Annotated in this window: 23 protein-coding genes and 2 pseudogenes; 14 read left to right on the forward strand and 11 right to left on the reverse strand. The window is 67.9% G+C overall.

From position 1 onward, the window contains the following. Positions 1-143: 143 nt before the first annotated feature. Positions 144-599: an ATP-binding protein gene (locus tag ADK64_RS10985; RefSeq protein WP_078992601.1), complete on the forward strand. Its 456-nt coding sequence runs from the start codon at positions 144-146 to the stop codon at positions 597-599. 722 nt (positions 600-1,321) lie between these two features. Here the strand turns inward: ADK64_RS10985 and ADK64_RS10990 are convergent. The 3 genes from ADK64_RS10990 to ADK64_RS11000 form a co-directional block, all read right to left on the reverse strand. Further along, positions 1,322-1,771, reverse strand: coding sequence for a nitroreductase family deazaflavin-dependent oxidoreductase (locus tag ADK64_RS10990; protein ID WP_053657578.1), 450 nt, complete (start codon positions 1,769-1,771; stop codon positions 1,322-1,324). A gap of 410 nt (positions 1,772-2,181) precedes the next feature. Further along, positions 2,182-3,339, reverse strand: coding sequence for a Gfo/Idh/MocA family oxidoreductase (locus ADK64_RS10995; RefSeq protein ID WP_053657580.1), 1,158 nt, complete (start codon positions 3,337-3,339; stop codon positions 2,182-2,184). Between the two features lie 564 nt (positions 3,340-3,903). Beyond that, a complete protein-coding gene (locus ADK64_RS11000) occupies positions 3,904-4,101 on the reverse strand; it encodes a hypothetical protein (RefSeq protein WP_053657582.1) in 198 nt (65 codons plus the stop codon). Between the two features lie 524 nt (positions 4,102-4,625). On the opposite strand from ADK64_RS11000, the pseudogene ADK64_RS48930 reads away from it, so the two are divergent. Further along, a pseudogene (locus ADK64_RS48930) lies at positions 4,626-4,691 on the forward strand (hypothetical protein); the annotation flags it as partial. Between the two features lie 34 nt (positions 4,692-4,725). Here ADK64_RS48930 and ADK64_RS11005 read toward each other — a convergent pair. Beyond that, positions 4,726-5,178, reverse strand: a pseudogene (locus ADK64_RS11005) (helix-turn-helix domain-containing protein); the annotation flags it as partial. A gap of 61 nt (positions 5,179-5,239) precedes the next feature. Then, complete coding sequence (locus ADK64_RS11010; RefSeq protein ID WP_053657586.1) at positions 5,240-5,650, reverse strand: VOC family protein; 411 nt, start codon at positions 5,648-5,650, stop codon at positions 5,240-5,242. A gap of 198 nt (positions 5,651-5,848) precedes the next feature. On the opposite strand from ADK64_RS11010, the gene ADK64_RS11015 reads away from it, so the two are divergent. From ADK64_RS11015 to ADK64_RS11030, 4 genes are all read left to right on the forward strand, one after another. Further along, positions 5,849-6,568: an SDR family NAD(P)-dependent oxidoreductase gene (locus ADK64_RS11015; protein WP_053657588.1), complete on the forward strand. Its 720-nt coding sequence runs from the start codon at positions 5,849-5,851 to the stop codon at positions 6,566-6,568. Between the two features lie 30 nt (positions 6,569-6,598). Further along, positions 6,599-7,345, forward strand: coding sequence for an SDR family NAD(P)-dependent oxidoreductase (locus tag ADK64_RS11020; protein ID WP_053657590.1), 747 nt, complete (start codon positions 6,599-6,601; stop codon positions 7,343-7,345). A 115-nt stretch (positions 7,346-7,460) separates the two neighbouring features. Further along, positions 7,461-8,315 carry an alpha/beta fold hydrolase gene (locus ADK64_RS11025; RefSeq protein WP_053657592.1) on the forward strand — a complete coding sequence of 285 codons (855 nt, stop codon included), beginning with the start codon at positions 7,461-7,463 and terminating at the stop codon, positions 8,313-8,315. 180 nt (positions 8,316-8,495) lie between these two features. Continuing rightward, positions 8,496-9,101, forward strand: coding sequence for a TetR/AcrR family transcriptional regulator (locus ADK64_RS11030; protein ID WP_053657594.1), 606 nt, complete (start codon positions 8,496-8,498; stop codon positions 9,099-9,101). A 169-nt stretch (positions 9,102-9,270) separates the two neighbouring features. Here ADK64_RS11030 and ADK64_RS11035 read toward each other — a convergent pair whose 3' ends face one another. Next, on the reverse strand, positions 9,271-9,873 hold the full coding sequence (locus ADK64_RS11035) for a TetR/AcrR family transcriptional regulator (RefSeq protein WP_053657595.1): 603 nt from the start codon (positions 9,871-9,873) through the stop codon (positions 9,271-9,273). A 161-nt stretch (positions 9,874-10,034) separates the two neighbouring features. On the opposite strand from ADK64_RS11035, the gene ADK64_RS42745 reads away from it, so the two are divergent. From ADK64_RS42745 to ADK64_RS11055, 4 genes are all read left to right on the forward strand, one after another. Further along, positions 10,035-10,571 carry a nuclear transport factor 2 family protein gene (locus ADK64_RS42745; RefSeq protein ID WP_199829567.1) on the forward strand — a complete coding sequence of 179 codons (537 nt, stop codon included), beginning with the start codon at positions 10,035-10,037 and terminating at the stop codon, positions 10,569-10,571. Between the two features lie 20 nt (positions 10,572-10,591). Beyond that, positions 10,592-11,320, forward strand: a complete 729-nt coding sequence (locus ADK64_RS11045) for a glucose 1-dehydrogenase (RefSeq protein WP_053657640.1) — start codon at positions 10,592-10,594, stop codon at positions 11,318-11,320. A 57-nt stretch (positions 11,321-11,377) separates the two neighbouring features. Continuing rightward, positions 11,378-12,244 carry an SDR family oxidoreductase gene (locus ADK64_RS11050; RefSeq protein WP_078992603.1) on the forward strand — a complete coding sequence of 289 codons (867 nt, stop codon included), beginning with the start codon at positions 11,378-11,380 and terminating at the stop codon, positions 12,242-12,244. A 62-nt stretch (positions 12,245-12,306) separates the two neighbouring features. Then, positions 12,307-12,744: a tautomerase family protein gene (locus tag ADK64_RS11055; RefSeq protein ID WP_053657599.1), complete on the forward strand. Its 438-nt coding sequence runs from the start codon at positions 12,307-12,309 to the stop codon at positions 12,742-12,744. A 497-nt stretch (positions 12,745-13,241) separates the two neighbouring features. Here the strand turns inward: ADK64_RS11055 and ADK64_RS46605 are convergent, their stop codons facing one another. From ADK64_RS46605 to ADK64_RS11075, 4 genes are all read right to left on the reverse strand, one after another. Further along, positions 13,242-14,519 (reverse strand): vanadium-dependent haloperoxidase, encoded by a 1,278-nt coding sequence (locus ADK64_RS46605; protein WP_053657600.1) that lies wholly within the window; start codon positions 14,517-14,519, stop codon positions 13,242-13,244. A gap of 674 nt (positions 14,520-15,193) precedes the next feature. Then, positions 15,194-15,616, reverse strand: coding sequence for an ATP-binding protein (locus ADK64_RS11065; protein ID WP_234384527.1), 423 nt, complete (start codon positions 15,614-15,616; stop codon positions 15,194-15,196). A gap of 1,376 nt (positions 15,617-16,992) precedes the next feature. Further along, entirely contained in the window at positions 16,993-17,781 is a 789-nt protein-coding gene (locus ADK64_RS11070; RefSeq protein ID WP_053657602.1) for an anti-sigma factor family protein, read from the reverse strand. Between the two features lie 25 nt (positions 17,782-17,806). Next, positions 17,807-18,409: a sigma-70 family RNA polymerase sigma factor gene (locus ADK64_RS11075; protein WP_078992604.1), complete on the reverse strand. Its 603-nt coding sequence runs from the start codon at positions 18,407-18,409 to the stop codon at positions 17,807-17,809. A gap of 1,085 nt (positions 18,410-19,494) precedes the next feature. Here ADK64_RS11075 and ADK64_RS11080 point away from each other — a divergent pair. The 4 genes from ADK64_RS11080 (at position 19,495) to ADK64_RS11095 (ending at position 22,198) form a co-directional block, all read left to right on the forward strand. Then, positions 19,495-19,788, forward strand: a complete 294-nt coding sequence (locus tag ADK64_RS11080; protein ID WP_053657604.1) for a plastocyanin/azurin family copper-binding protein — start codon at positions 19,495-19,497, stop codon at positions 19,786-19,788. Beyond that, complete coding sequence (locus ADK64_RS11085) at positions 19,788-20,789, forward strand: metallophosphoesterase family protein (protein ID WP_053657606.1); 1,002 nt, start codon at positions 19,788-19,790, stop codon at positions 20,787-20,789. The genes ADK64_RS11080 and ADK64_RS11085 overlap by 1 nt, the downstream gene beginning before the upstream one ends. After that, entirely contained in the window at positions 20,786-21,241 is a 456-nt protein-coding gene (locus ADK64_RS11090; RefSeq protein WP_053657611.1) for a hypothetical protein, read from the forward strand. The genes ADK64_RS11085 and ADK64_RS11090 overlap by 4 nt, the downstream gene beginning before the upstream one ends. 423 nt (positions 21,242-21,664) lie before the next feature. Continuing rightward, positions 21,665-22,198 (forward strand): serine hydrolase domain-containing protein, encoded by a 534-nt coding sequence (locus ADK64_RS11095; protein WP_107092960.1) that lies wholly within the window; start codon positions 21,665-21,667, stop codon positions 22,196-22,198. A 450-nt stretch (positions 22,199-22,648) separates the two neighbouring features. On the opposite strand, the gene ADK64_RS11100 is transcribed toward ADK64_RS11095, so the two are convergent. Further along, positions 22,649-23,167, reverse strand: coding sequence for a MarR family winged helix-turn-helix transcriptional regulator (locus ADK64_RS11100; RefSeq protein WP_234384528.1), 519 nt, complete (start codon positions 23,165-23,167; stop codon positions 22,649-22,651). Between the last annotated feature and the right edge of the window lie 286 nt (positions 23,168-23,453).

The following is a 23,453-nucleotide window of genomic DNA, read 5'->3' on the forward strand; positions in this document are numbered from 1 at the left end:
CATACCTATATCACTCTTCTATATAGGCTGTCTATATTCTCGACCTATATAGACAGTCTATATAGAAGAGTGATATAAATGCCGTAGCCCCTCGGGGGTTCTGGTCACAACCAGGGCGCCACGGCGGCGCCCGGAGGAAGGTGATGACCGTGACCTGCACCTACGCCCCAGAGGTGCCCCCTCGCACAGGTCATGCTCGGAGTCCGTCGACATCGGTCGACACATGGACCCTCGCGCACGACCCGGAAGCCGCGGGGGAGGCCCGCAAGATCACCAAAGAGCTCCTGGCTCAGTGGAGCGTCGCCGAAGACACGGCCGACTCGGTCCTCCTGACCGTCTCCGAACTCGTCACCAACGCCGTGGAGCACGCCCAGCCTCCATTGAACTTCGGGCTGAGCCGTGACCCGGGCACCCAGCGGGTGCACATCGAGGTGTCCGACGGAGGCCCTGCCGCCATGGACGGCGACTGGGCAGCCAGCTGCACCGCTGACGAGCACGGCCGCGGACTGGAGATCGTCGATCAGCTCACCGCCGCGCACGGCGACCGTGCGGAACCCGGACGCGCTGTCCACTGGGCCGACGTCACCAGCGCGCCCTGACTCGACCGCGCGGCAACAGGCTGCGCCGGACGACGGCACCAGCCGTCGCATGGAGCGGCGGCTGCCGTCGAGGACGGTGATTCTCATGAACGGTCATCTGTGAGAGTTCTGCGATTGCCTCGAAGGTGACACGTTTCCGCGGGTCGCCGCTCGCAGAAGACCTCTCCAAACCGGCATGCCGTGCAAGGCACTTCTGAGGGGCAGCCGCCATGGATTCGACGCCCGGTCAGGCCGAATCAGCGGCAGAACGTCGCGACTGCCCGAACGGTGACGCGCCCGCCGGCCGCGCTGCCACACCCGGGGCGGGAAGAGACCGCCGCGAAATACCACGCCCCCACTTCGTCCTCGTTTCCGCTCTGCGAGAGGAACTCGAAGTGCCAGTTCCTGCAAGCCGAGGCCCTGGCCACGCGTGGAAGCAGGGTGGGCGCTCGCGGCCGTGTCGCGCCCCGCTTGGAGCAGCCAACAAGAATCGGGCACGCCCGTACGCCGGCCGCCCGGCAGAAGCCGGCGAGCCGGCTCCAAGCTCTCCTGCCCACGCGGTCGGTGGAGCCTCAATAGACGGCGTCAAGCCGTGTTGAGGGCACTCGGTAGCCGAGGAAACGAGGGGGCCGCCAGACCGGCGGCCCCTATCTGATCAATGTGCTGACCTGCCTTGAACCGATGACAGCTGCCAACGTGCGTCATCGTCGAGTGTCCTCCGATGGCCCCGAGACGGGCCGGGATCACTGCCCGACGACAGGTTCCAGAACGAACACCGGGAACTCCCGCGAGGTCTTCTTCTGCACGTCGGCGTACCTCGGAAAGACGGCAACCGCGCGTTGCCACCACTCCGCCCTCTCCTCGCCGGTGGCCTCATGGGCCATCATGTCCTGCTTCACGGGGCCGTCCTGGAGTTCGACGTGCGGATCGGCCTTGACGTTGAAGTACCACAGGGGATGCCGGGGGGATCCGCCCAACGAGCCGACCACCGCATAGCGCCCGCCGTACTCGACACGCATCACCGGCGCCTTGCGGATCTTGCCGCTCTCGGCGCCCCGGGTGGTCAGCACCACCACGGGCCGCCCCGTGTCCCACAGTGTCGTCCCCTTGGTGCCGCCGGAGCTTTCGTACACCTCCACTTGCTCGCGCACCCACTGTGTCGTACTCGGTTCATACTCGCCCTCGAGAGGCATGGCATCCGTCCCCTCGTCGTAGGAATGTTCTCGCGCTGTGCTCTAACGCCGGTGTGCGCATCAGACATTCCGGACAGGGGTGACCTTGCAGGTGGCTGCACTGCCCGCCGTCGGGTCCGGCCTCTCACCTGAGGCCATCGCTCGGAGGACCCACTCACGCCCGAAGATGCCGAACTTCGCGAACGTCTCCAGGCCCCGGTGCTCCAGAGCTCAGAGCCCGAGTAGTCGGCAAGATCATCGCCTAGGTGCCAACGGGAGTCCATCGGTCTTCGGGGCCGGTTCCGTAGAACGCCCAGAAGCCTGTCATCCCTTCGGGCAAGAACCATGGCAATCGCCCCTCAGCCGCCACGGCCTACCGCATTCGCGCCGAGGGCGAGACGGCCGACCTCAGGACCCTTCTCGCTTCGGACCTATGCGCCTTGGCCTGCGAGTGCGACCTTCCGTCCGGTGCGTGCCGCTTCTCTGATCCGCTCCAGCATGCGGTGCCGCCGGACTGCGTGTCGGAAGTCGGGAACGCCGTCCTCGTCCGGTGCAAGGTTCCCGGTGATCTGGTCGCGCAGGAGCGCGTACTCGTGGGCGACGTTGCAGGCCGGCTCGGCGGTTCGCTCGGCCCACTGGGTCAGCGACCGTTGATATCGGGCGGGAATCGGAAGTTCGACCGGCGCGCCGTCGCTGCCCCTGGCGCCGTACAGCCGCAGCCCCCCGTACCACCACCATGGAGCCTGGACGGCCTTGACGACGAGATCGCCGTCCGTGCCGTTGATCTCCCAGTGAAACGCGGTGGCGCGGGACGTCCCACCGCGGAGGTGCATCGCGGCCACGGCCCCCGACTCCAGCACCCCTGTGACCGCGATCTGGTCCTCTGCGCTCTTGGCCGCGACCGCCCCGCTCGTGACGTGGACGACCTCCGGGCGCAGGTTCTCGATGAGCGCCGACACCTCCCGGAACTCCCCGAGCACCATGGTCAGCGCGTCGACCGAGTGCCCGAAGGGGATCGACAGCAGCGTGGCGCCGCTCGTGACGTCCAGAATGTACGCGTAGTTGTCTTCGTAAGTGGCGCCCCCGATCCCGCCCGACCCGAGCATGCTGGTCGACAGCACCCGCCCCACATAGCCGTCGGCGACCAGGTCCCGCAGATACCGAAGCGACGGAGCCGACCGGGCCTGCAGGCCGACTCCCGTGAGCACACCCCTGCGATGCGCGAGGTCGGCCAGCTCCTCGGCCTGCGCGAGGTCGGCACCGAGCGGCCACTCGCTGAACACCGTCTTCCCCGCTTCCAACGCGGGCCGGATGAGCTCCAGGTGGTGCGGAACCTTCACCGTCACCACCACGAGATCGACTTCCTCACTGCGGGCCAGCTCCTCTGCGCTGGCGAAGGCCAGCGGCACCGCATACTTCTCACCGGCGGCACGCGCCGATTCGGCGGTGCTGGCGCTCAGCGCCCGCAACTCGTATCCATCGAGCCCGGCCAGCGCCGGCACATGGGCGGTGGCCGCCCAACCGCCGCTCGCGCTCAGACCTACGACACCGACACGAATCAGCCCTCCATGAGGGGAAGTGGACGTCATGTGCACCCCAGTGTTCGCGACCGCCTGCTCTCTCACCTCGGAACGGCCCATAACCATGGAGGACACGGTCCAAGCATCACGTTCAGCCACATGCCGAGGCCACCAGGCACACCCGGCGGATCGCGGCGATCACCCAGGCCCGCAACCCGCAGTTGCTCGGACTCGCCGGCGTCGGACCGGACAGCGCGTCCGTCTTGCGCACAGCCGCCGGCGACAATCACGACCGCCTTCGCGACGAGGCATCCTTCGCGGCCCTGTGCGGCGTCCTCGACGCTCGCGGTACCCCTCCAGGTGGCACGGATGCGCTCGGGGCTGAACGGCTCGTGCTGCAATTCGCTGTTCTGGCTGGGCATCCCGCTCAGCAGTGCCTTTGTGTCGGGGTGGCGAGTGCCGATGGGGCACTGAGGGCAGGTGACGCTGAACGCAGAACTCCTGGCTCCTGCTGGGTGGATGTCCCGAAAGGGGCCAGCGAGCTTCGTGCCTGCGGCGTCGCATGACTCCAGGTCTCTGACCTGGGCGAATGGCGCCCGGCCTATGCCCTGTGTGACCGTGGGCTTCTGACGGTCATTTCCTCTGCCGGAAGCCGAGGTTGTCGTCGATGACGGTGCGTGGTGAAACGGGCAGTTTCTCCGGATGCTCGACGTCCAGCCCGACGATCTCGATCTCTTCCCTCCAGATGGTTCGCAACAAGTCCTTCACGAACTCAACGGTGATTTGCTCACCGGCGCAGCCCCCTCCGGGGTGACCGAGGATCGCAACCACGTGATGGACGGGTCGAACTTCTCCGGGACATACGTGGCGGTCGCCCTCGAGGGCGACAGGAGATCGCAATGACCATAGGGTGTTCGCGCCGGCGCCCATGAGGCCGAGTGGCGGCCGTCCTCCGGGGCGGCCGAGGAACGCAACCAATGCGGCGCCCGTTGTCCGGACCCAGCTTCACCGGTGGCGGTCGTTCCTCCGGTGGCGGCCGAGGGCCGAGGATCGCAACGACCCGACGCAGCCCGCCCGGCTTCCGCTCATCGTGTACGTGCTGGCACTCGGCACGTTCACGCACCTGCGCGTGCCTCAGCTTGCGCGACGGCGAAGACGACGAGGGCGATGAGGACATCGTGGCCCAGGCCGCACGCATCACCCTGAGCCTGCTGGCCCAGCGCATCGAGCAGCTCACCGGGACAGATCGATGAGCAGAATCAGCTCTCCTGACCCAGCTCGTCGAACGCCACGCCCCGCAACTGCTCACACCAGTGGGCATCGGCCCGGGCAGTGCCGTGACCTTGCTAATCACCATGAAAGACAACCCCGAGCGGCTGACCACCGAAGCGTCCTTCGCGGCCCTGTGCGGAGTCAGCCCCATCGAGTACTCCACGGGCCGTCGAACGTCTCCTTCACCCAGCCGGCCACAACGTCGTCGTCCCGCTCGGTGGCGCGCCGGGCTGGGACCTGGCAGGACCAGCCGTTGCGCACCAGGAGCTTGCGCACGCCCTGGATGGTGCAGGTCAGGTGGAAGCGCCGGCCGATCACGGTCTTGATCCCGCCTATTCCAGCGCTGGTCTCCCAGCCGTGCGCGGCCGGCCCCTTGGCCAGCTCCGCCTCCAGCTGCGCGAACTGCTTCTCGCTCAGCCTGGGCAGCGACGCCGGCCCCTGCGACCGCAGAGCCCGCGGACCGCCCTCCTCCCACGTCTGCCGCCACCCCTGCACCGACCGGACACTGACGCGCAGCTCCTTGGCGATCACCGAACTCGCCTCGCCCTGGGCGAACCGCTCGGCAGCCTGAAGCGGTAACTCCTCGCGGAACTACTGACGTTCGGCGGTCAGCCCGCCACCCCGTGGATACCGCATACCCCGGTGATACTGCGGGAGGCCGCCGCCCGTCAGCCCCTACGACACCACGAGCTCAACCTCAGCAGGACGTCGAGCGGCATTCCAGGCGGGCATCGTTGTACTCCGGAATTCCGCTTTCGAGCACACGGAGCAGAGACGCCGTGACGACGATGTCGGCGAACGTGGTCCACCGGGCGCCGCCGCGCACGACTTCGTGGAGCTTGGTAGCCCCGAGGGCGAGCAGACGCTCGCTCTCGCCCTCGTAGTCCCCGGTGATCAGATCCGGGTGGAACCGGTTCTTGACGCTCTTGGCCTCCGGCACCTTGTGGAAGGCCAGCCGTGGTCCGCTGCCGGGATCACCGGCCTCCACCACGGCGTCGTGCTCATCTGCCCCGTCGGCGACTGTGCGGTCCAGAACCGCGGCCCAGAACTGTGCCGCGCGTACGGCGTCGGTGGCGTCGAACGACGCGCCGAAGAAGGTGCTACTCATGCACTGCCCCCTGCACTGAAGAGTGATTAGACCAGTCTGTTTAGTGCTTGCTGAAACCGTAGAAGCGCCTTCTGGAGGTGTCAAACCACAGATAAAACGCCTGAACAGCCTGGTCGAGTTGACGAGACCAGACTGACCTGTTTAGCTGGATAGCAAGAGAAGACAGACCGGTCTAACTAAGCTAGAGGAGTTGCGATCATGTCCGAGACGCAGACAGCCCTGGTGACCGGTGCGACGTCTGGCATCGGCCGGGCCGCAGCGCTGAAGCTCGCTCGGGACGGATTCAAGGTCCTGGTCCACGGACGCGACGCCGAGCGCGGAGCCGCAGTGGTCAAGGAGATCGAGAGCGCAGGCGGCAGCGCCGAGTTCCTCGCCGCCGACCTCGCCGATGTCGGTGCCGTCAGGCAGCTTGCGGCCACGGCCGGGGACATCGACGTTCTCGTCAACAACGCCGGGTTCTCCTGGTTCGGCCCCACCGCCGACCTGGAGCCCGACACCTACGACGCGCTGTTCGACGCCAACGTGCGCAGCGCCTACTACCTCACGGCCGCCATCGCACCGGCGATGGCCGAGCGCGGCGACGGCGTCGTGATCAACCTGGGCAGCATGGCCGGGCAGGTCGGCCTGGCGGGTGGTGCCGCCTACAGCGCCACCAAGGCCGCGCTCACCTCGCTGACCCGTTCCTGGGCCGCCGAGTACAGCCCGCGGGGTGTGCGGGTCATCACCGTCGCCCCCGGACCGGTCTACACCGGCGGCTCCTCCAGGGAGAACCTCACGGCCCTGGGCAAGACCACGCTCCTGGCCCGCACGGCGGAGGCCGAGGAGATCGGAGACGTCATCGCGTTCCTGGCCTCGCCGGCCGCCGGCTACATCACCGGCGTCGTCATCCCCGTCGATGGCGGACGCACCGCCGTCTGACCCCCACCGCTACAGAAACCGAGCAAAGCAATGGACAACCCCGTCGTTTTGATCACCGGTGCCCTCACCGGCATCGGCCGCGCCGCCGCCGTCGCCTTCGCCAAGCAGGGCGCGAACGTGGTCGTCACCGGACGCCGCGATGAGGCCGGAAAGGCCCTGGTCGAGGAATTGCGCGCGCTCGGCTCGCGGGCCGAGTTCATCAACGCCGACGTCCGCAACGAGGACGACGTGCGCACCATGGTCGACGAGACCGTGACCCGGTTCGGCCGTCTGGATGTCGCGGTGAACAACGCCGGCACCGAAGGCCGGCCCAGCCCGATCACCGACCAGAGCGCGGAAACGTACAACGCGACGTTCGACACGAACGTCCTGGGCGTGCTCCTGAGCATGAAGCACCAGGTCCGCGTCATGCAGGAACAGGGCAGCGGCAGCATCGTCAACATCTCCTCGACCTACGGGCACGAGGGCGCGGCCGGGGCCTCCGTCTACGTCGGCAGCAAGCACGCCGTCGAAGGCATCACCAAGTCGGTGGCCCTGGAGGTCGCAGCCTCGGGAATCCGCGTCAACGGTGTGGCTCCGGGCCCCACGGACACCGGCATGCTGACCCGCTTCACCGGCACACCGCAGAACAAGGCGGCCCTGGTGAGCGAGGTCCCGCTCGATCGCCTCGGGCTCCCTGAGGAGCTTGCCGCCGCGATCGTGTTCATCGCATCGGACGACGCGTCGTACATCACCGGCCACATCCTCAACGTCGACGGCGGCCACAGCGCCAACTGATCCGCTCCGGGTGCAGAGCTTCCCTGTGCGCCCGGACGGCCGACGTGCGGCCGCAGAAACCGCCGCCCGGCCCACCACCTCACCTCCACATGCTGATCCGAGGAGAAGCGCCACCGTGCCCGATCACACCCACGACACCGCCCCGACCCAGTTCGTCGAGGCCGACGGCATCCGCTTCGCCTACCGGCGCTTCGGCAACACAGCCGCCGGCCGGACACCAGTCGTGTTCTTCCAGCACTTCATCGGCAACCTGGACGACCACGACCCGGCGATCAGCGACGGATTCGCCGCCGACCGCGAGGTCATCCTGTTCAACAACACCGCAGTGGCCTCCACCAGCGGCGACGTTCCGGACACCATCGAGCAGATGGCCACCGACGCGGGCAGCTTCATCGACGCCCTCGGGCTGACGAGCGTGGACCTGGTCGGCCACTCCATGGGCGGCCTGGTCGCCCAGCAGGTCGCCATCCAGCGCCCCGACCTGGCCCGCAAGCTCGTGCTGGTCGGCACCGGCCCGCGCGGCGGCGTGGGCATCGGCGAGACGCCGGCGGAGATCGCCGCACTGTTCACCGTCAAGCTGCCCCGGCAGGAAGACATGTGGCTCCCGGTCCTCTTCGCGCCCACCGAGACCAGCCAGAAGCTGGGCCGCGCGTACGTCGAGCGGATCGTGGCCCGCAAGGACCGCGACGCCTCCCCCTTCGGCGAGCAGGTCTACGCCGGCCAGGGCACCGCCATCCACACCTACGGCACCACGAAGGACCCCGCGTACTCGGTCCTGAAGAACATCAAGATCCCGGTCCTGGTGGTCAACGGCACCGACGACATCATCATCCCGACGATCAACTCGTACATCCTCCAGCAGTTCCTCCCGGACGCCGAGCTGATCATCTACCCGGACGCCAACCACGGCGCCCACTTCCAATACCCCGAGCGGTTCGTCACCCACACCAAGCTCTTCCTCGACCGCTAGGACATGGCGGCCAGGTAGAAGGCCCCACAGAGCAGAGGCGGTCACCGCAGCATGGTGAGCGCCTCTGCTCGTCGGTGAGAGAAGACAGGTCTGTCTGGCTTTGTTAGACGGGCCAGGAGGGGGATGAGTCCCCGCGCGGAGCCGTAGACTGGACCGTCAGTCTGAAAGAAGGAAGTCACCATGCCCACCAAGGCCAACGCTTCGAAGCCGTCCGTGCGTGAACGTCTCCTGGCCGCCGCGGACGAGCTGTTCTACAGCGAGGGCGTGCAGAGCGTCGGCATCGACCGCATCGTGCAGAAGGCCGGCGTGGCCAAGGCATCCCTCTACAACCTCTTCGGCAGCAAGGAAGAACTGGTCCAGGCATACCTCGACGCCCGCCACGCCAACACCCGTGACCAGGTCGAACGCGCCCTGACCCGGTTCCGGACGCCACGCGAGCGCCTGCTCGGAGTCTTCGACGCACAAGGCCAGCTGTTCACCGAACCCGACTTCAACGGCTGTGCGCACATGACGGCCAGCGCGGAGGCGCGGCCAGGCAGCCCCGTCGAGTGTGCCGCGGACCGGTACCGGCTGTGGGTGCGGACCATGTTCACGGACCTGGCGCGGGAGGCCGGCGTCACCGACGCCGAGGGCCTGGCGCGGCAGCTGCACCTTCTGTACGACGGCGCCGGGGTCTCAGCCCGTATGGACCGCGACCCGTCCGCGGCGACAACCGCCCGCGCGGCAGCCGCAGCGCTGTTCGACGCCGCAGTCAGGGACAAGGAACTGGTCGACGCCGGGCAGTAATCCGGTGAGACGCCGAAGCCCCCGCAGAGGACCAGCTCAACCGAGGTGCCCGAGGGCCTTCACTCCGGCCTCGAAACGCTGGGCGGTGGAAGCACCGACGGATCCTGACGTCCACACCCATCGCCCATTCACGGATGAAAACACCGCGAGAAGACCACCTATCGCGGCCTTACGCGGTACTGGTGCGGTTGTGCAGGTCGGTGCGCGCGCTGTCGAGGATTTCGTCGGCAAGGGCGGGGTCGGCGTCGGCGACGGCGCGTGACAGAAGTAGGGCCCCGGCCATCTCGCTGAACAATGCGATGGCCCGCGCTCGCCGCTCGCCTTCCTCGAGTCCGGGTGCTTGGACGATCTGTGCGAAGCGGTCGAGGTTCGCCGCCAGGCCCTGCGCGTAGCGAGCGCGGCCGGCCGGGTCCAGTCGGCGGACGTCGCCGGCGAAGCCCGTGTTCGGACAGCCGTGCTCGATGTCGGCGCGGTGTTCGGGCGACAGGTACCAGTCGATTTGTTCTGCGAGCGGGTCGCTGCCGCGAGCCTGGGATGCCGTGATGGCTTCGTCGAGGTTGCCGAAACCGTCCGCCATGGCCTTGGCGACGACCGTGGCGACGAGCGCGTCCTTCGAGGCGAAGTGGTTGTAGAAGCCGCCGCGCGTCAATCCGGCCGCGGCCATCAGCTCAACGAGGCCGACGGCGTCGACGCCGCGCTCACGGAACAGGGAGTCCGCGGCGGCGATGATCGCTTCTCGGTTCTCCGCTGCCTTCTGCTTCGAGACACCCACTGTCTTCCCCCAAGCCCAGCTCTTGAGGGGACTCTAGCGAGCCGGGTCGAAGATCTCAATGTCGGTCGTCATTGACAGGACGCCACGACAGGCGTAGAACAATGTTGACCGACATTGTGATGGGGTGGCGGGGGCGCATCGGTTATCCAGTGGAGGCCGGCATGACTGCACCCGAACAGAACAAGACGCTGGCACTGAAGGCATTCGACACGCTGTTCAGCAAGCGCGACCGTGCCGCCGCCGGAGACTCCTGCCCCGAGTGCTACGTCCAGCACGGCGCGCACATCGCACCAGTGCGCGCGGGCCTGCTCGACCTGATCCGATCCCTGTCCGACACGCTGCGCTACGAGCACGAACTCGTACTCGCCGATCGCGACCACGTCGTGCTCTACGGCCGCCTCGCCGGCACCGGTAGCCCCGCCGCCTCGGTGACGGCCTGCGTTGTGCGCATCGAAGACGGCAAACTCGCCGAGCACTGGGACGTCCTGCAGGACGGGGCGCCCGGCGTTGAGTCCCTCAGCGGCCTGCCGATGTCCGGCGACCGGTGCCCGCCCGACTTCCGGCCAGTAACGCCGCACGGACGCAGCCCGGCAGCCGGCAATCCGGCCGTTTCCCTGGGAGCTCCTGGCCGCCAGATAGCCGCCGACAGGCTGGAGTTTGCGGGTTCCAGGACTTGGCGCGGAATCTCGGATTGGTGATTCGATCGGGAGTGGTGATTATGGGCAAGTTGCAGGGAAAAGTAGCGGTCATCACCGGCGGCACCGAGGGGATCGGGCTGGCCGCAGCAAAGCTCTTCGTCGAAGAGGGCGCCTATGTCTTCATCACTGGCCGCCGCCAGAAACAACTGGATGACGCCGTGAAGGAGATCGGAGGCGCGGTATCCGGCGTTCAGGGTGACGTCGCCGAACTGGCCGACCTGGATCGCCTCTACGAGACCGTCAAGGCGAAGGGGCGAATCGATATCGTTTTTGCCAACGCCGGTCTAGGTGAGTTCACTTCGCTGGAAGACGCCACGGAAGCGCATTTCGACAAGATTTTCAACATCAACGTGAAGGGGGCGTTCTTCACGGTACAAAAGGCCCTACCGCTATTGAACGAGGGCGCGTCTATCATCCTCACGGGCTCCGTTGCGAGCGTCAAGGGGACCCCGGCATTCTCGGTCTACGGCGCAAGCAAGGCAGCCGTCCGGAATTTCGTTCGAGGATGGACCGTGGAACTGAAGGATCGCCGTATCCGCTCCAACGTCCTCAGTCCTGGCCCGATCGAAACGCCACTTGTTGCGATGCAACCTCAAGACGCCATCGCGAAGATTGCGTCCACTATTCCGATGGGCCGCATGGGACAGCCCGACGAAGTTGCCAAGGCGGCGCTTTTTCTGGCTTCAGATGACTCCAGTTTCGTCACGGGAATCGAACTGTTCGTCGATGGTGGCAGAGCGCAAATCTGATACCGCAACGGCGGCGCCGTGCCGACCGTTCCCTTCTCCTCTCGGACAGGTGATCCCATGACTTTTCTCGTGACCGCTGCGACCGGCAGGACCAGTTCGGGTGTCGTGCGGCACCTCCGGGCCGCCGGTGAAGACGTCCGCGTTCTCGTCCGTAACCGCGAGAAGGCCCAGTCGGCCTTCTCGGACCTCGACGGCATTGAGATCGTCGACGGCGCCTTCGACGACGGTGCCGTCCTCGCCAAGGCTTTCAACGGCGTTGACGTCACCTTCCTCACCATCGGCGGCAACCCTGACCAGGTGCGTCTGGAGAAGGCAATCATCGACGCCGCGGCCAAGGCGGACCGTCCGCACGTGGTCAAGCTGTCGAGCATCGCCACCAGCCACGACTCGGCCTTGCTCCCGGGACGGCAGCACGCCGAGATCGAGGACCACCTCGCCGTCTCGGGACTATCCCACACGCTGCTGCGCCCGGTCAGCTTCACCGACAACCTTCTCTACGCGGCCGAATCGGTGGCGGCTCACAACAGCTGGGCCGGCGCGGCACCCACCGGCCGGGTGGCCTACATCGACATCCGCGACGTCTCCGAGGCGGCCGCCCTGGTGCTCCGCGACCCCACGCTGCACGGCAAGACGCACGACTGGTCGGGCCCAGACGCGTACACCTTCCCCGAGGCGGCGGCGCTACTGAGCAAGATCCTCGGCCGCGAGATCCGCTACGTCCCGGTGTCGGCGGACGAGCGTCGCTCGGCACTACTCGGCGCCGGGCTCGCGAAGTGGTACACGGAGCTGTTCGTCAGCCTGGACACCGCCGCTGAAGCCGGCGCGCTCCAAGCGGTCACCACCACCTTGAAGGAACTGCTCGGCCGCGAGCCGCGGACCGTCGAGGAGTTCCTCACCGAGAACGCCACCCAATTCACAAAGTAGCGTCCGGCGCCGGCGCGACGAGGGCCTGCTGAAGGCGCTGCACGACGTCTAAGGAGGCTGTCATGCCCTTCATCAACATGACCGTGCGAGAAGGCGCACTCACCACCGAGCAGCGCCACGAGACCATGGCCCGCCTGACAGACGCGCTCATGTTCTGGGAAAAGGTGCCCGAGACGCCCGCGGCTCGCAAGATTATGAAGGGCTGGGTCTACGAGGTCGCAGCCGACGCCGACTATATCGGCGGCAGTCCGGATCACGAGAAGCCGTTCTACTTCATCGAGGTGCGCATCCTGAGCGGACGCCTCGACGTCCTGGGCAAGCAGGGCATCATCCGCGATTTCGCCGAGATCATCATGCGGATCGAGAACAGCGAGCGCACTCCCGAGAACCTTCGTCGAGTCTGGGTGACGATCAACGAACTCGACCGCGACGACTGGGGCATCGGCGGCCACACCGACTGGCTACGCGACTACACCAGCGCTCTGGAAGAGCTCAGCTGAATCGGATCATTGGGACGGAACAGTTCCGGTCCCGTGCTGCGGGCAGCGGGGAAGCTCCGCACACCGGATCGAAGGGCAGACGCCACCCTGCTCCCACCACGAGCTGCCCGAACGACTCCGTCACTCGCTCACCTCACACACCGATTCCCGCGAACAGCGCGTCCTCGATCGCTAGCAGCGCGCCTGCCACGCCTCATCGGCGACTACATGCTCACCTTCGCCCGGGACGTTGGTTGGGTCTGGTGCAGCCAGCCGTCGCCGTCATCCGCAGTGCCGACCGGGCGTCCCACCGCGACAGTCATTCAGTCAGTGCGTCGCGGTGATGGGAAGCAGGACTTCTTGCGGGCGGACATCCGGCCTGCCGGCCAGCAGCCGCGGGCCCTCGGCGCGGAGGATGGCCGCTCTTTGAGCGTGGTCCGAGCCAGTGGTACCCGTTGCGCCGGGACCACTGGCTTCCGGCCACAGCCATGCTGTGCATGGTTGTCGCGCGGTGGGGGTCAGAGATGACGCGCCACGAAATCGGCCACCTGGGTGCCGAGTTGCTGGCCCGCGCGGTTGTCGAGGGAGGTGTGCTGGCCGGACCAGATCCGGCTGAGCCACGCTTCGGTGGCGGCGTCCTGGAAGCCGGCGAAGGTTCGGGTGACGCCCTTCGACGTCACCGCGAGATGATGCCGCGCACCGTAGAACCCGGCGAGCGTCGTTGCCGCCGCCTGGCTGAGAGCACCGTGAGCGGCGGGATAGGACGGATCCGGTGCGGTCGGCAGCAGGGGGGTCCAGTGGGGATCACCGACGATGCTCGAGTTGTAGTGCGTACCGCCGAGCCGGATGGCGGTCACGGGCCGCCATACACGGTAGGCGTACTTGGCGTCGTACATCGCGATCGCGGTGTCGGCGAGGGACAGGTCGAGCCGGGCGAAGACCTTCACCGCCTTCTCCAGGCTCGCGTTCTGGGAGGTGACAAGGCCCTGCGCGGCCTGGTTCCAGACGTTCCAGACGGGCGCCGCCGCCCAGAACTTCGCAGCTGCCGTCTGATCGGCGGTGCGGGTGGTACTGGTCTTGCTCCCCAGGCTCTTGACCTCGTTCAAAGCGGTGGCGTACGCGGCGCCGCTCACGGCCGGCGGCGCTGCCGGGCGGAACTGGCGTCCGCCGGCCAGCACGAACGGCTTGACCGAGCCCCAGTTGGTGAACACCGGTGCCGGGAAGTCGGGAGGGGTGGGCCGGTAGTCACCGGCCTTGTCGCCGGGGCGGAACCGCGGCGACTTGGCCGAGGACCCGTCGTGGGACCGCAGGCTGATCAGTCGGCGGGCGACCTCGGCTCCCACACCGATGCCGGCCTGCTTGCCCGGGCCGCCCGGAATCACGGACAACTGGCTGCTCAGCCGCTGATCCACGCCCGCGCGCTTGGCCGGGTACAGGGCGACCAGCACATCGTGGGCTGCCTGGTCCGCCGCGGCATCCGCACGAGCGCCTCCTGGCGCCGACACCGAGAACACGTAGGCGGGGCCAGCCCGGGTGATCGATACCACGGCGTCGTACTCGGCGGCCTGGAGAAGCGCGAAGCTGCGCGTGGGCTGGACGGTGGACGGCTGCGCCTTCGGATCGCTGAGTATGGTGATGAGCTCGCGGTTCCACTCCACGACCGAGACCCCCGACCCCCTCGCGGTTGTGCGCGGGGCCGGCGAGTGAGCGGTGGTGAACCCGAAGGCCGGGCTGGTGAGTCCGGCTGCCAGCGCGGTTCCGGCAAGTATGGCGAGTGTCTTCTGCTTTCCACCCATGTTCTGTGGCTCCTTGTTTCTGGTGGCGGGTTGTGGCAACTGGCGGTCATGCACGTGGCTCATCCGGGCCGGCCACGCGAGTGTGATGGTGTCGGGGTGGTGCGGGCCGGCCGGCAGGTCGGGATGGCGGCGGTCGTGGAGGAGGAGTTGTTCGGCGGTTCGGGTGGGCCATCCGGTCCATGAGGGCGGCCCGCCGTAGCAGCCAGGCGCGTTCGGCGGCCGTCGCATCGGTCGGGGGGCCGGTGAGGGGCCTGGCCTGGCGGCCGTCGCGTTCGGCTCCGAGGACGAGCACTTGGTGCATCCCGCGGCGCAGACCCGGCGCATTCGTATATGCCTCGTGCGAAGGCGGGGCGTCGATGCCCTTGCCGCTGTTCGGGGTGACGTCCACGCTCACACCTCCGCCGGTACGCAGGGGCCGGCGCCGCAGCGTTGACACAGCACCGTGTCGTGGTGGGGGCCGCCGTGGTCGAGGGCCGATGGGCGTGCCGTGGACCGCATGGGTATGTGGGCCGGGCCCGGGCAGCCGTCGATGGGGCACGGCTTGTGGGTCGTGAAGGCCCACTCGGCTCGGGCTTCGGGTGCCCCGGCGCCGCGGCCGACCCCGGTAGCCCGTCGCTGTGCTGCGGTGCCGGCCCCGGCAGGGGGTCCCAGCTCGTGAGGAGCGTACGGCCCGGTCATGGCGAGCACCTCAGGCAGGTGCGGACTTCGCGGCCGCTGCGTGTCTGGTGGATCTCGGTCGACTGGGCGAGGTACTGGACGATGCCGGTGCCACGACCGTGTTCATCGGGGGCGAGGTCGGGGCGATGGCGTTCCACGGCCGCGCCGGAGTCAGTGACCACAATGTGCAGAGTGCCGTGGTCGAGGGCGAGCAGCAGGGTCATGCGCTCATGGCCGTACTGGGCGGCGTTGGTGGCGAGTTCGTCGACGATGAGGACGGCGGAGTCCCGCTCGCTCGTGGGCACACTCCAGGTCTCCAGCAGATCGGCCGCGAAGTGACGGGCGGCGGAGACGTGCGCCTCCTGCGCCGGCAGGGTGAGCAGTGCCTGGCGGCGGCAGGGCCGGCCGAGCAGTGAAGTCGGGCTGGCGGAATCGGTCACAAACATGGTCTTCTGGCTCTTCTGTAGATGTGTGGAGACCGGAACGGGGTGACCGCAAACAATTTCGGGGGCGGTCGATAGGCCGGATCCTGATCCTTTATGGGCGCGCTCATTCAGTTCCACGGACGACGTATGCCGGACGGTTCGAGCTGTTCGCCTCTTTTGTTCGGATTCTTGCGAGTCATGGCAATGTCGGCGCCTGTCTGGGCTCAGCCGCCTCTGCCCAGAGCTCGCTGCCGCACGGCCGGACGGGCACCGGGAGCTCGGTCCCCTCGCCCGCGGTCTTCCGGACGGCCCTGCGGGAGCGTCGCGCCGTAGAGCGGGACGGACATCCCTGCCCGCATCCCGGCTGGGCCGCGGCCCTCGGTGTGCAGACGTGCTGGATCCTCTTCTCCGGGCTGTACGGACTTCGGGGAGAAGAAGAGTCGTGCACGCCCCGTCGGCCCACTCATGCATGAAGTCGGCTGCGGACTGGGCCGGTTCGCCGGAGCGGGGGCGAGAGCGACCAGGGCCCGGAAACCGTCGGAGCGTCGCGGGAACGACCAGGGCACCGGCTTTCGCCTCCTCCGGGGGAAGTTGAGCTGTATGCCGCCGGCCCCCCGCACAGCCGTGCCCGCCCGTGTGCGCAGCCGACGTCCGGGGAGCCCGGCGCGGGATGGCTGGCCTGCCACTGCGGACGTCGCGTGACGGAAGCGGGCCAGAACTTCACGACCGAGCTGCAGAACTGCCCCGATACCGACGCAGTCGCCCGATGACAGGTCGTGCAGGCGAAGCAGCCGCAGCAGCTGACCGGCCCCGCGAGGTGTGGCACCACGGCGGACAGATCGATCGGATGGTTGCTTGAAGCCGCCCGGACGGCCCGCTGGTCGTGCACCCGGGTGGCCTTCACCTTGATCAGCCTGGCCGCGGGGGTGATCTTTCCCGGCCGGTGGCGGCCGCATCGACCATCAGCCGCCTCCACGCGCTTGGTGCCGATCAGCCCCTCGGCCATAGAGATGCCGGTGTCGGCCTCCGACGCCGCCGCGCTCATCGGACGGGAGCCCTTGTCGGACGGTCTCACCGATCCCGGAGCCGTGCGGTGTGGCGGAATCGGCGGACGATGGTGGTCACGAGCTTGCCTGTAAGCCGGCGTCATGAGCAGAAGCCTCTTCGACGGCCATTGACTGGACGTCCTGTGCGTGCTCTTCCAGCCCGGTTCACCGGTCTTGAGCCGGCCCGGTGGTTGTCGACTGCCCGGGTCCCCCTCCCCTCTGACGGCCCGGCCTCTCGAAGGCGACGTCTTCTTGGCCTCTTGTGTCACCATGCGCTCACACCCGACTGCTCTCATGTCACTGGGCGGCCGGGCCATCCTGTGACATGACCGCCATGGACCGGCCTCACGCTCGGATGGTGACCAGCTTCTGGCCGTTGCCTGCGAGGATCTCAAAGTGTTCGATGGACCCCGGAGCCATGGGAAGCGATCCTGGGATCGTGGTGCCGGGCGGGTAATGGCCTGCCCGCCAGGTAGCGCCGTCCGTCCTGGCCCCGCCGGGTCCGACCGCCTGGAGCCGGCAGGTGATTCCGGCGGGTGCCCCCCCGGCGGAGATCTGCAGGACACTGCCCCAGGCAGAGGGCGAGACCTTCACCGAGGCGGTGACGCCGGTGGTGGGATCACTTCCGGAGAAGGTGCGCGAGACCGTCGGCGCGGTCGGCCCGGGGGGCCCCGCCTGACTGCCCACGGATCCGATGGTCGCCAGCCATGTGCCGCCGGCCGCTGCCGCGATGAGCGTCAGCGAGACTGCGGCGCCGGCCAGTTGCAGACGCCAAGACTTGCGGCGCCTGGCCGCGGCCTGCCGGAGCAGCCTCTCCAGCACACCCCCCTCCGGCGTCCGTGACGCCGCGGGCGCGGTGAGCTGCTCGGGCAGGGAGCCGCGCGCGCTTTCGGCTGCCCGTGCCACCAGCCGGTCGGTCAGGTCACTGTCGCCCGTCGGCACCGTCCGGCCCGAGGCTTCGGCTTCGGTCACCGTTGCCAGCAGCGCAGGCAATTCCGCCAGCTGGGCGTGTTCGGCCCAGCATTCGGCGCATGCCGCGAGGTGGGCGCGCACCTGTTCCGCTTCCGCCGAGGGCAGCGTGCCCAGGACGTATCCTCCTAGCGCCAGCCGGAGGGCGTCGTGCTCTGCACTCATGGTCGCCGCCTCCTGCCCACCACGGTCATGGCTCGATACCCCGTTCTTGCAGCGCCAGCCGCAGGGCGTGCAGGGCGTAGTACGTCCGCGACTTCACGGTGCCCAGCGGGATGCCCAGAATCTGTGCGGCCTCCGTCATCGTCCGGCCCCGGTAGTAGGTCTCCAGCAGGACGGCGCGGTGGTCCGGGGACAGCGACCGCACGGCGTCGGCAACCGCCCAGCTCTGCAGTGCCTGCTCGATCTCGTCCTTGGCCGGTTGCTGCTGGGCGGCCCGCTCCAACACATCGCCGCCGGCCTCGGCCGGCCTGGATCGCCGCGCCCGGTGGGCGTCGATGACCAGGTGCCGGGCGACCGTACACAGCCATGCCCGGGCCGGGCCGCGTGCGGGGTCGAACGCGGCGGGATGCTGCCACGCCCGCAGCAGTGTCTCCTGCACCACGTCCTCTGCCCATTGCCAGTCTCCCGAGGTCAGTCGCAGCACGTAGTGGAACAGGGGTCCTGCGTGCTCCGCGTACAGAGTGCGCAGCAGTTCCTCATCTGCGGTCGAAAGAGTCCCTCTACCAGAGACACGGTGCGCGGAGCGATCCGGATCGGTCCTCGGACCATGTCTTCGGGAACTCCAGGGCATAGGCCGATCATCGCGTATGTACACCGCTTTGTCCTGCGCGAACAGCTCCGTGCCAGTCACGCTCTGTGAGCGTCGCGGGGGGCATGTCCTTGCCGCGCGTTACGGCCTGGCCAGGGTCAAGCGTGCGTGGGGCCCGGGAGTCAGCTGATCTGCAGCACCCCAAAGATATTCCACAAAAGGTGCATATCCACCGAACCGCAAGACCCTCACCGTCCGTGGAGACGAACAGGAACCGACCTTACGTCGCAACTCCTCACCGCTTTCCCGTACGGCAAAGGATGGAACAGAGGTGACCGAAATGCATCACGCGACGCCGCCGCTCTCGCCACCGGCCACGCTCCCCCCCCGCCCCGTGCATCGGAGCCGGTGCCACCTTGCAGCCCCGGCCCGTGCCCGGCACACATCACGGCGATGGCCCTATTCACGGCGACCGGGGGCTGCGCGACCACCGGGGCGGCGCTCCATGCGGGTCAGTGTGCACATCGCCCGTATGGGCGACGACGCCGACCTGCCCCGAGTCACTCGCGACCGCCTGCTCGGGGGAACTGCGTTCTATCACTTCCTGCACCCGGGGAACATTCACTCGCGACCGCCTGCTCGGGGGAACTGCCGCGTGCCGCCTGCATCTTCGTGGCGCGGCAGGGTGGATGCGCGGCGCGGGTCAGTCGAGGCGGGTGGCCGGCACGGGGCAGCACCCATGCTCGATCGCTGTGTCCATGAGGGGCGCGTGCCCATGAACACGGCATCCGCCACACACGTCCCTGCGGTTGCGTGCGTCCGAGTCGGCGCAGTTCCTGTCTCCGCCTGATCAGTGAAGAACGGACGCCATGTACTTGAGCCTTCACCCACCAGGTAGTCGATCACGTGCCGCGGCCGGGCCGGCCGTCGCCACGATTGCCACTGTCGATGCCCTGGGACTCCTCGGCTCATGCGGCCAGTCGTCGCATGCCTCGTCCACCGGTGCCGGCGCCATCACGCCCGGTCCAGGTCAGCATCAGACGGCTGGAATGCCCGGTGCCACGGGGTCGGGGAAGGCGGTGGGCTCCGCTCCCGGCGACTCCCCGATGCCCCGCATGAGCATGCCCATGAGTCCCTCGAGCACGGGCCCGGCTGCCGCGCCGGTGGCCGGGAATGCCGTGGCGATCAAGAACTTCGCGTTCTCCCCGGCCACGCTGAAGGTCAAGGCGGGCACGACGGTGACGTGGACGAATCAGGACACCGACGCCCACACCGTCACCAGCGCCGGATCGGGCGGCCCCATGCATTCGGCCGCCCTGGCCACCCACGCCACCTACAGCTACACGTTCACCAAACCCGGCACCTACGCCTACGTCTGCACCATCCATCCGTTCATGACCGCCACCGTGGAGGTGACCTGATGACCGACTACTACGACACCCACGACGGGGCACCGGCCGACGACGCCGGTCGGCCTGAAACCGAACACGGTATGACTCGACGTCAACTCGTCCGGCACGCAGGGTGGTTCGGCGGTGCGGTGGTGCTGACCGTGGCCAGTGGAGAGGTGATCAGCCACATCGCGGACTCCCACGACACCAACGCCGGGGCCGCCGCCGGGGCCGTCGCAGCGGGAAGCGGCGCGCTGCGGTTCGTGCAGGTCTCCGACAGCCATATCGGGTTCCAGGGCCCGGCGAACATGGACGTGGCCGGCTCGTTCACCGAAGCGATCAACCAGGTCAACTCACTCGGATTCGGACCGGACTTCGTCATGCACAGCGGCGACCTGACCCACCTGTCCACGGCCGGGCAGTTCGACCAGGTCAAGCAGGTGATGGCCGGAATGAAGACAGAGCGCGTCTTCACCGTGCCGGGCGAGCACGACTCCATCGGTGATGCGGGCCGCGCCTACCGGCGGACCTTCAGCATGGGCACGCTCGGCGACGGCTGGTACAGCTTCGACACCCACGGCGTGCACTTCATCGCCCTGGTCAACACTCTGAGCCTGGAGAAACTCGGGCACCTCGGCAACGCGCAGATCGACTTCGTACGCAAGGACCTGGCGGGGCTGCCATCGGGCACCCCCGTCGTGATCTTCAGCCACATCCCGCTGTTCGCCATGTACCCGCAGTGGGGCTGGAGCACCGACGACGCTCTCAAGGTCATCGCCCTTCTGCGCCGCTTCTCCTCCGTCACCTGTCTCAACGGGCACGTCCATCAGCTGTTCACCAAGACAGAGGGCAACATCACCTTCCACTCCGCCACCACCACCGCCTACCCCCTGCCCCAACCGGGCCGCGCCCCCGCCCCCACGCCCCAGGTGCTCCCTGCCCGACAGCTCAGGGACGCACTCGGCATCCGCAGCGTCGGCTACCGCCGAGGCGATCGCGAACTGGCCATCGAGGACCAGAGGCTGGCATGAGCACACAAAGATTCCTCGTCCCCGCCCTGCGGGCAGCGACCGCCGCAACCCTCGCCGCGGGCGGATACATCCACGCCCAGCTCTACACCGACGGGTACCGCTTCATCCACATCATCGGCCCCCTGTTCCTGCTCCAGGCCAGCGCATCCTTCGCCCTCGCTGCCCTGCTGCTGATCGGGACACCACCCCTGCTGCTGAGGATCGCCGAGGCAGGCGTCGCGCTCGGCGCCCTCGGCGGCTTCACCGCTTCGCGCACCATAGGCGTCTTCGGATTCACCGAGCGCGGTCTGCAGCCAGCGCCACAAGCCGTCCTCAGCCTCCTCGCCGAAACCGGCACGCTGCTGCTCCTCGCCATCTGGCAGGTGAGTGTGGCCAGGCGACGCCGCGCTGTCCGACCGCCCGTCAGTACACCCATCTGGAACCGAGCCATCACCCGAACACCACCCGACTGAACCACCGTCACCGGTCTCGGCGATGAAGCCGTTGGGGAGTGTCAACATGGCGCTGTTCCGCGTCTTCATCGGGTCCAGGACCTCCTGGAGGATGGGCTGGCTCATATCGTTTCCAGTGATCTTCGCGCCCTGGGGTTTGGTGCTGATGGGGTTCGCCATCTACTGACCGGACCCGGCGGCCGGGACTGGGGCGGCACCCACCGACGATGGGGCGACTCCGATCAACGGCGTCATCGCCGGGCGACAGCACTGACCGGTGGTGTCACGGAACTGCGGCCAGAGCCGAATTCAGGAAGCCTCATCAACACCGCGCCCGGCAGGCCAACGCCAGACCGGTAATGGACAGCGCTGGGGGTATCCCCCGTTCCAGTCTTGGGGTGCGCCGGATCGTGCCCGGGTGGGGGGCGAAACCAGCGCTCGGCCATGACCTCGACTCCGCGAAAGCACCTCGTGATGGCGATCGGTGTCGCTACGCTGCTCGCCGCCGAGGCGGCCACCGCCGTCGCCCAGCCTGCCGGTCCCTCCCCTGTGGAGCAGTTACGCCAGGACACTGAGGCGATCCACGCCCTCGGTGTCAGCGGTGTGCAGGCCCGCGTGACCGCGCCGGACGGTCGGCAGTCGGTCGCCACCAGCGGCACCGCGGACCTGAACACCGGCCGCCCGGTCCCTTCCGATGGTTACTTCCGCACGGCCAGCACGTCCAAGACGCTGGTCGCCACCGTGGTTCTCCAGCTGGAGGCCGAGGGCAGGCTGTCCCTGGACGACACGGTCGACCACTGGCTGTCAGGAGTGGTGCGGGGTAACGGCAACGACGGCAGCCGGATCACCAGCCGACAACTGCTCCAGCACACCAGCGGCATCCACGACGAACTGCCCGGATACACCAGTCCCAAGGAGTACTACCGGCAGCGGATCTTGCTCGGGCACTGGTCGGACAGGTATCGGGATCAACCCTGAATCACCCCTGGCCAGCCCCGCCGACACATCAGGGTGACCACCCATCAGGGCCGGACCCCGACGCCTGGGAACCTCTGCAGATCACGCGGCTTCGCCCGCCCCGCAGCGCCGCCTCGCACTTCATCGCCTCGGCCGGTGTCCGACAAGCGTGCCGGTTGGGAGGCGCGGCTTCCAGGTCCGCTCGCTGCTAGCGGTTGTTGTTGAGCTGGTGCGGGCGGGCGGTGACGAACGTGGTGTTCGTCGGGGGCGAGGTGGGACAAGGTGCTGAAGTCGTGGTCGAAGTCGGCCGGGACGGGTTCGCGGTGCGGCGGATCTCCAGGAAGCGGAGCACGGACAGGTCCAGGTGGAGGGACAGGCCGTAGGAGCGGTGGGTCGTCGCTGGGCTCGACGACGCGCCGCATGTTCCGTTTCCAACAGGTGCGTTCGTGGAGCGCCGAGGATCAACCAGCCTCAGTCGATGCCCAGTTGCCCTGGCTGCGTCGCGGTGTCCTGGCGGTGGTGCTGGACCTTGCGTTGGAGATCGGCCACGCGTTGGAGAGACGTCTTCAAGGCGGCGTACTCCTGCTTCCCCAGTGCCTTGGCGTGGCGTTCCTCGATCGTGCGCATGATGGAGGCGGCCGCCTCCATCTGCAGCAGGCCGCGTTCGGTGGGGCAGATCAGTTTCGCGCGGCGGTCCGCGGGATCGGGTCTGCGTTCGACGTAGCCCAGGCGTTCGAGGTCATCGATGAGGGAGCCGATCACTTGCTTGTGCTGTCCGGAGGCGCGGGCGAGTTCGCTGGCGCGGATGCCGTCGGCGCGCAGGTAGGCGAGGACGGCGCCGGCGCGGGGCCGAATGTCGTCGAAGCCCTGCCCGGCGAGCTCGGTGAACAGCTCACGCTGGACGGAGAAGAGGATCCGGGCGGCGAGCACGCCGAGGTCCGGTTCCGCAGCCTGGTGCCCGGTCAACGCCGCTCCCATCTCCGCGGCCATCCGCCACTTGGGACGTGTGACCAGCCATTTTAGTCACCTGCCCAGTGCGCTTGGACAACGCGTCCCGGCTCCGACGGACCCGGGACGGTCGATGCTTGCGCTTCGGAAGGCCGAGGCATAGCCTCAAGTAGTCACTAATGATGACTATCAAGTTTAGTGACCAATGTGGCTGTGGCTCAACCCTCGAAGGAGTGGAAGATGAGCGAGCGCAACAAGTTCCTGGAGCCGGTCACCCGTGAGAACACCGCCGTGGTGCTGGTCGACCACCAGGTGGGTCTTCTGTCCG

Origin of the sequence: Streptomyces sp. MMG1121 (assembly GCF_001280015.1) — a bacterium.
Taxonomy (GTDB): domain Bacteria; phylum Actinomycetota; class Actinomycetes; order Streptomycetales; family Streptomycetaceae; genus Streptomyces.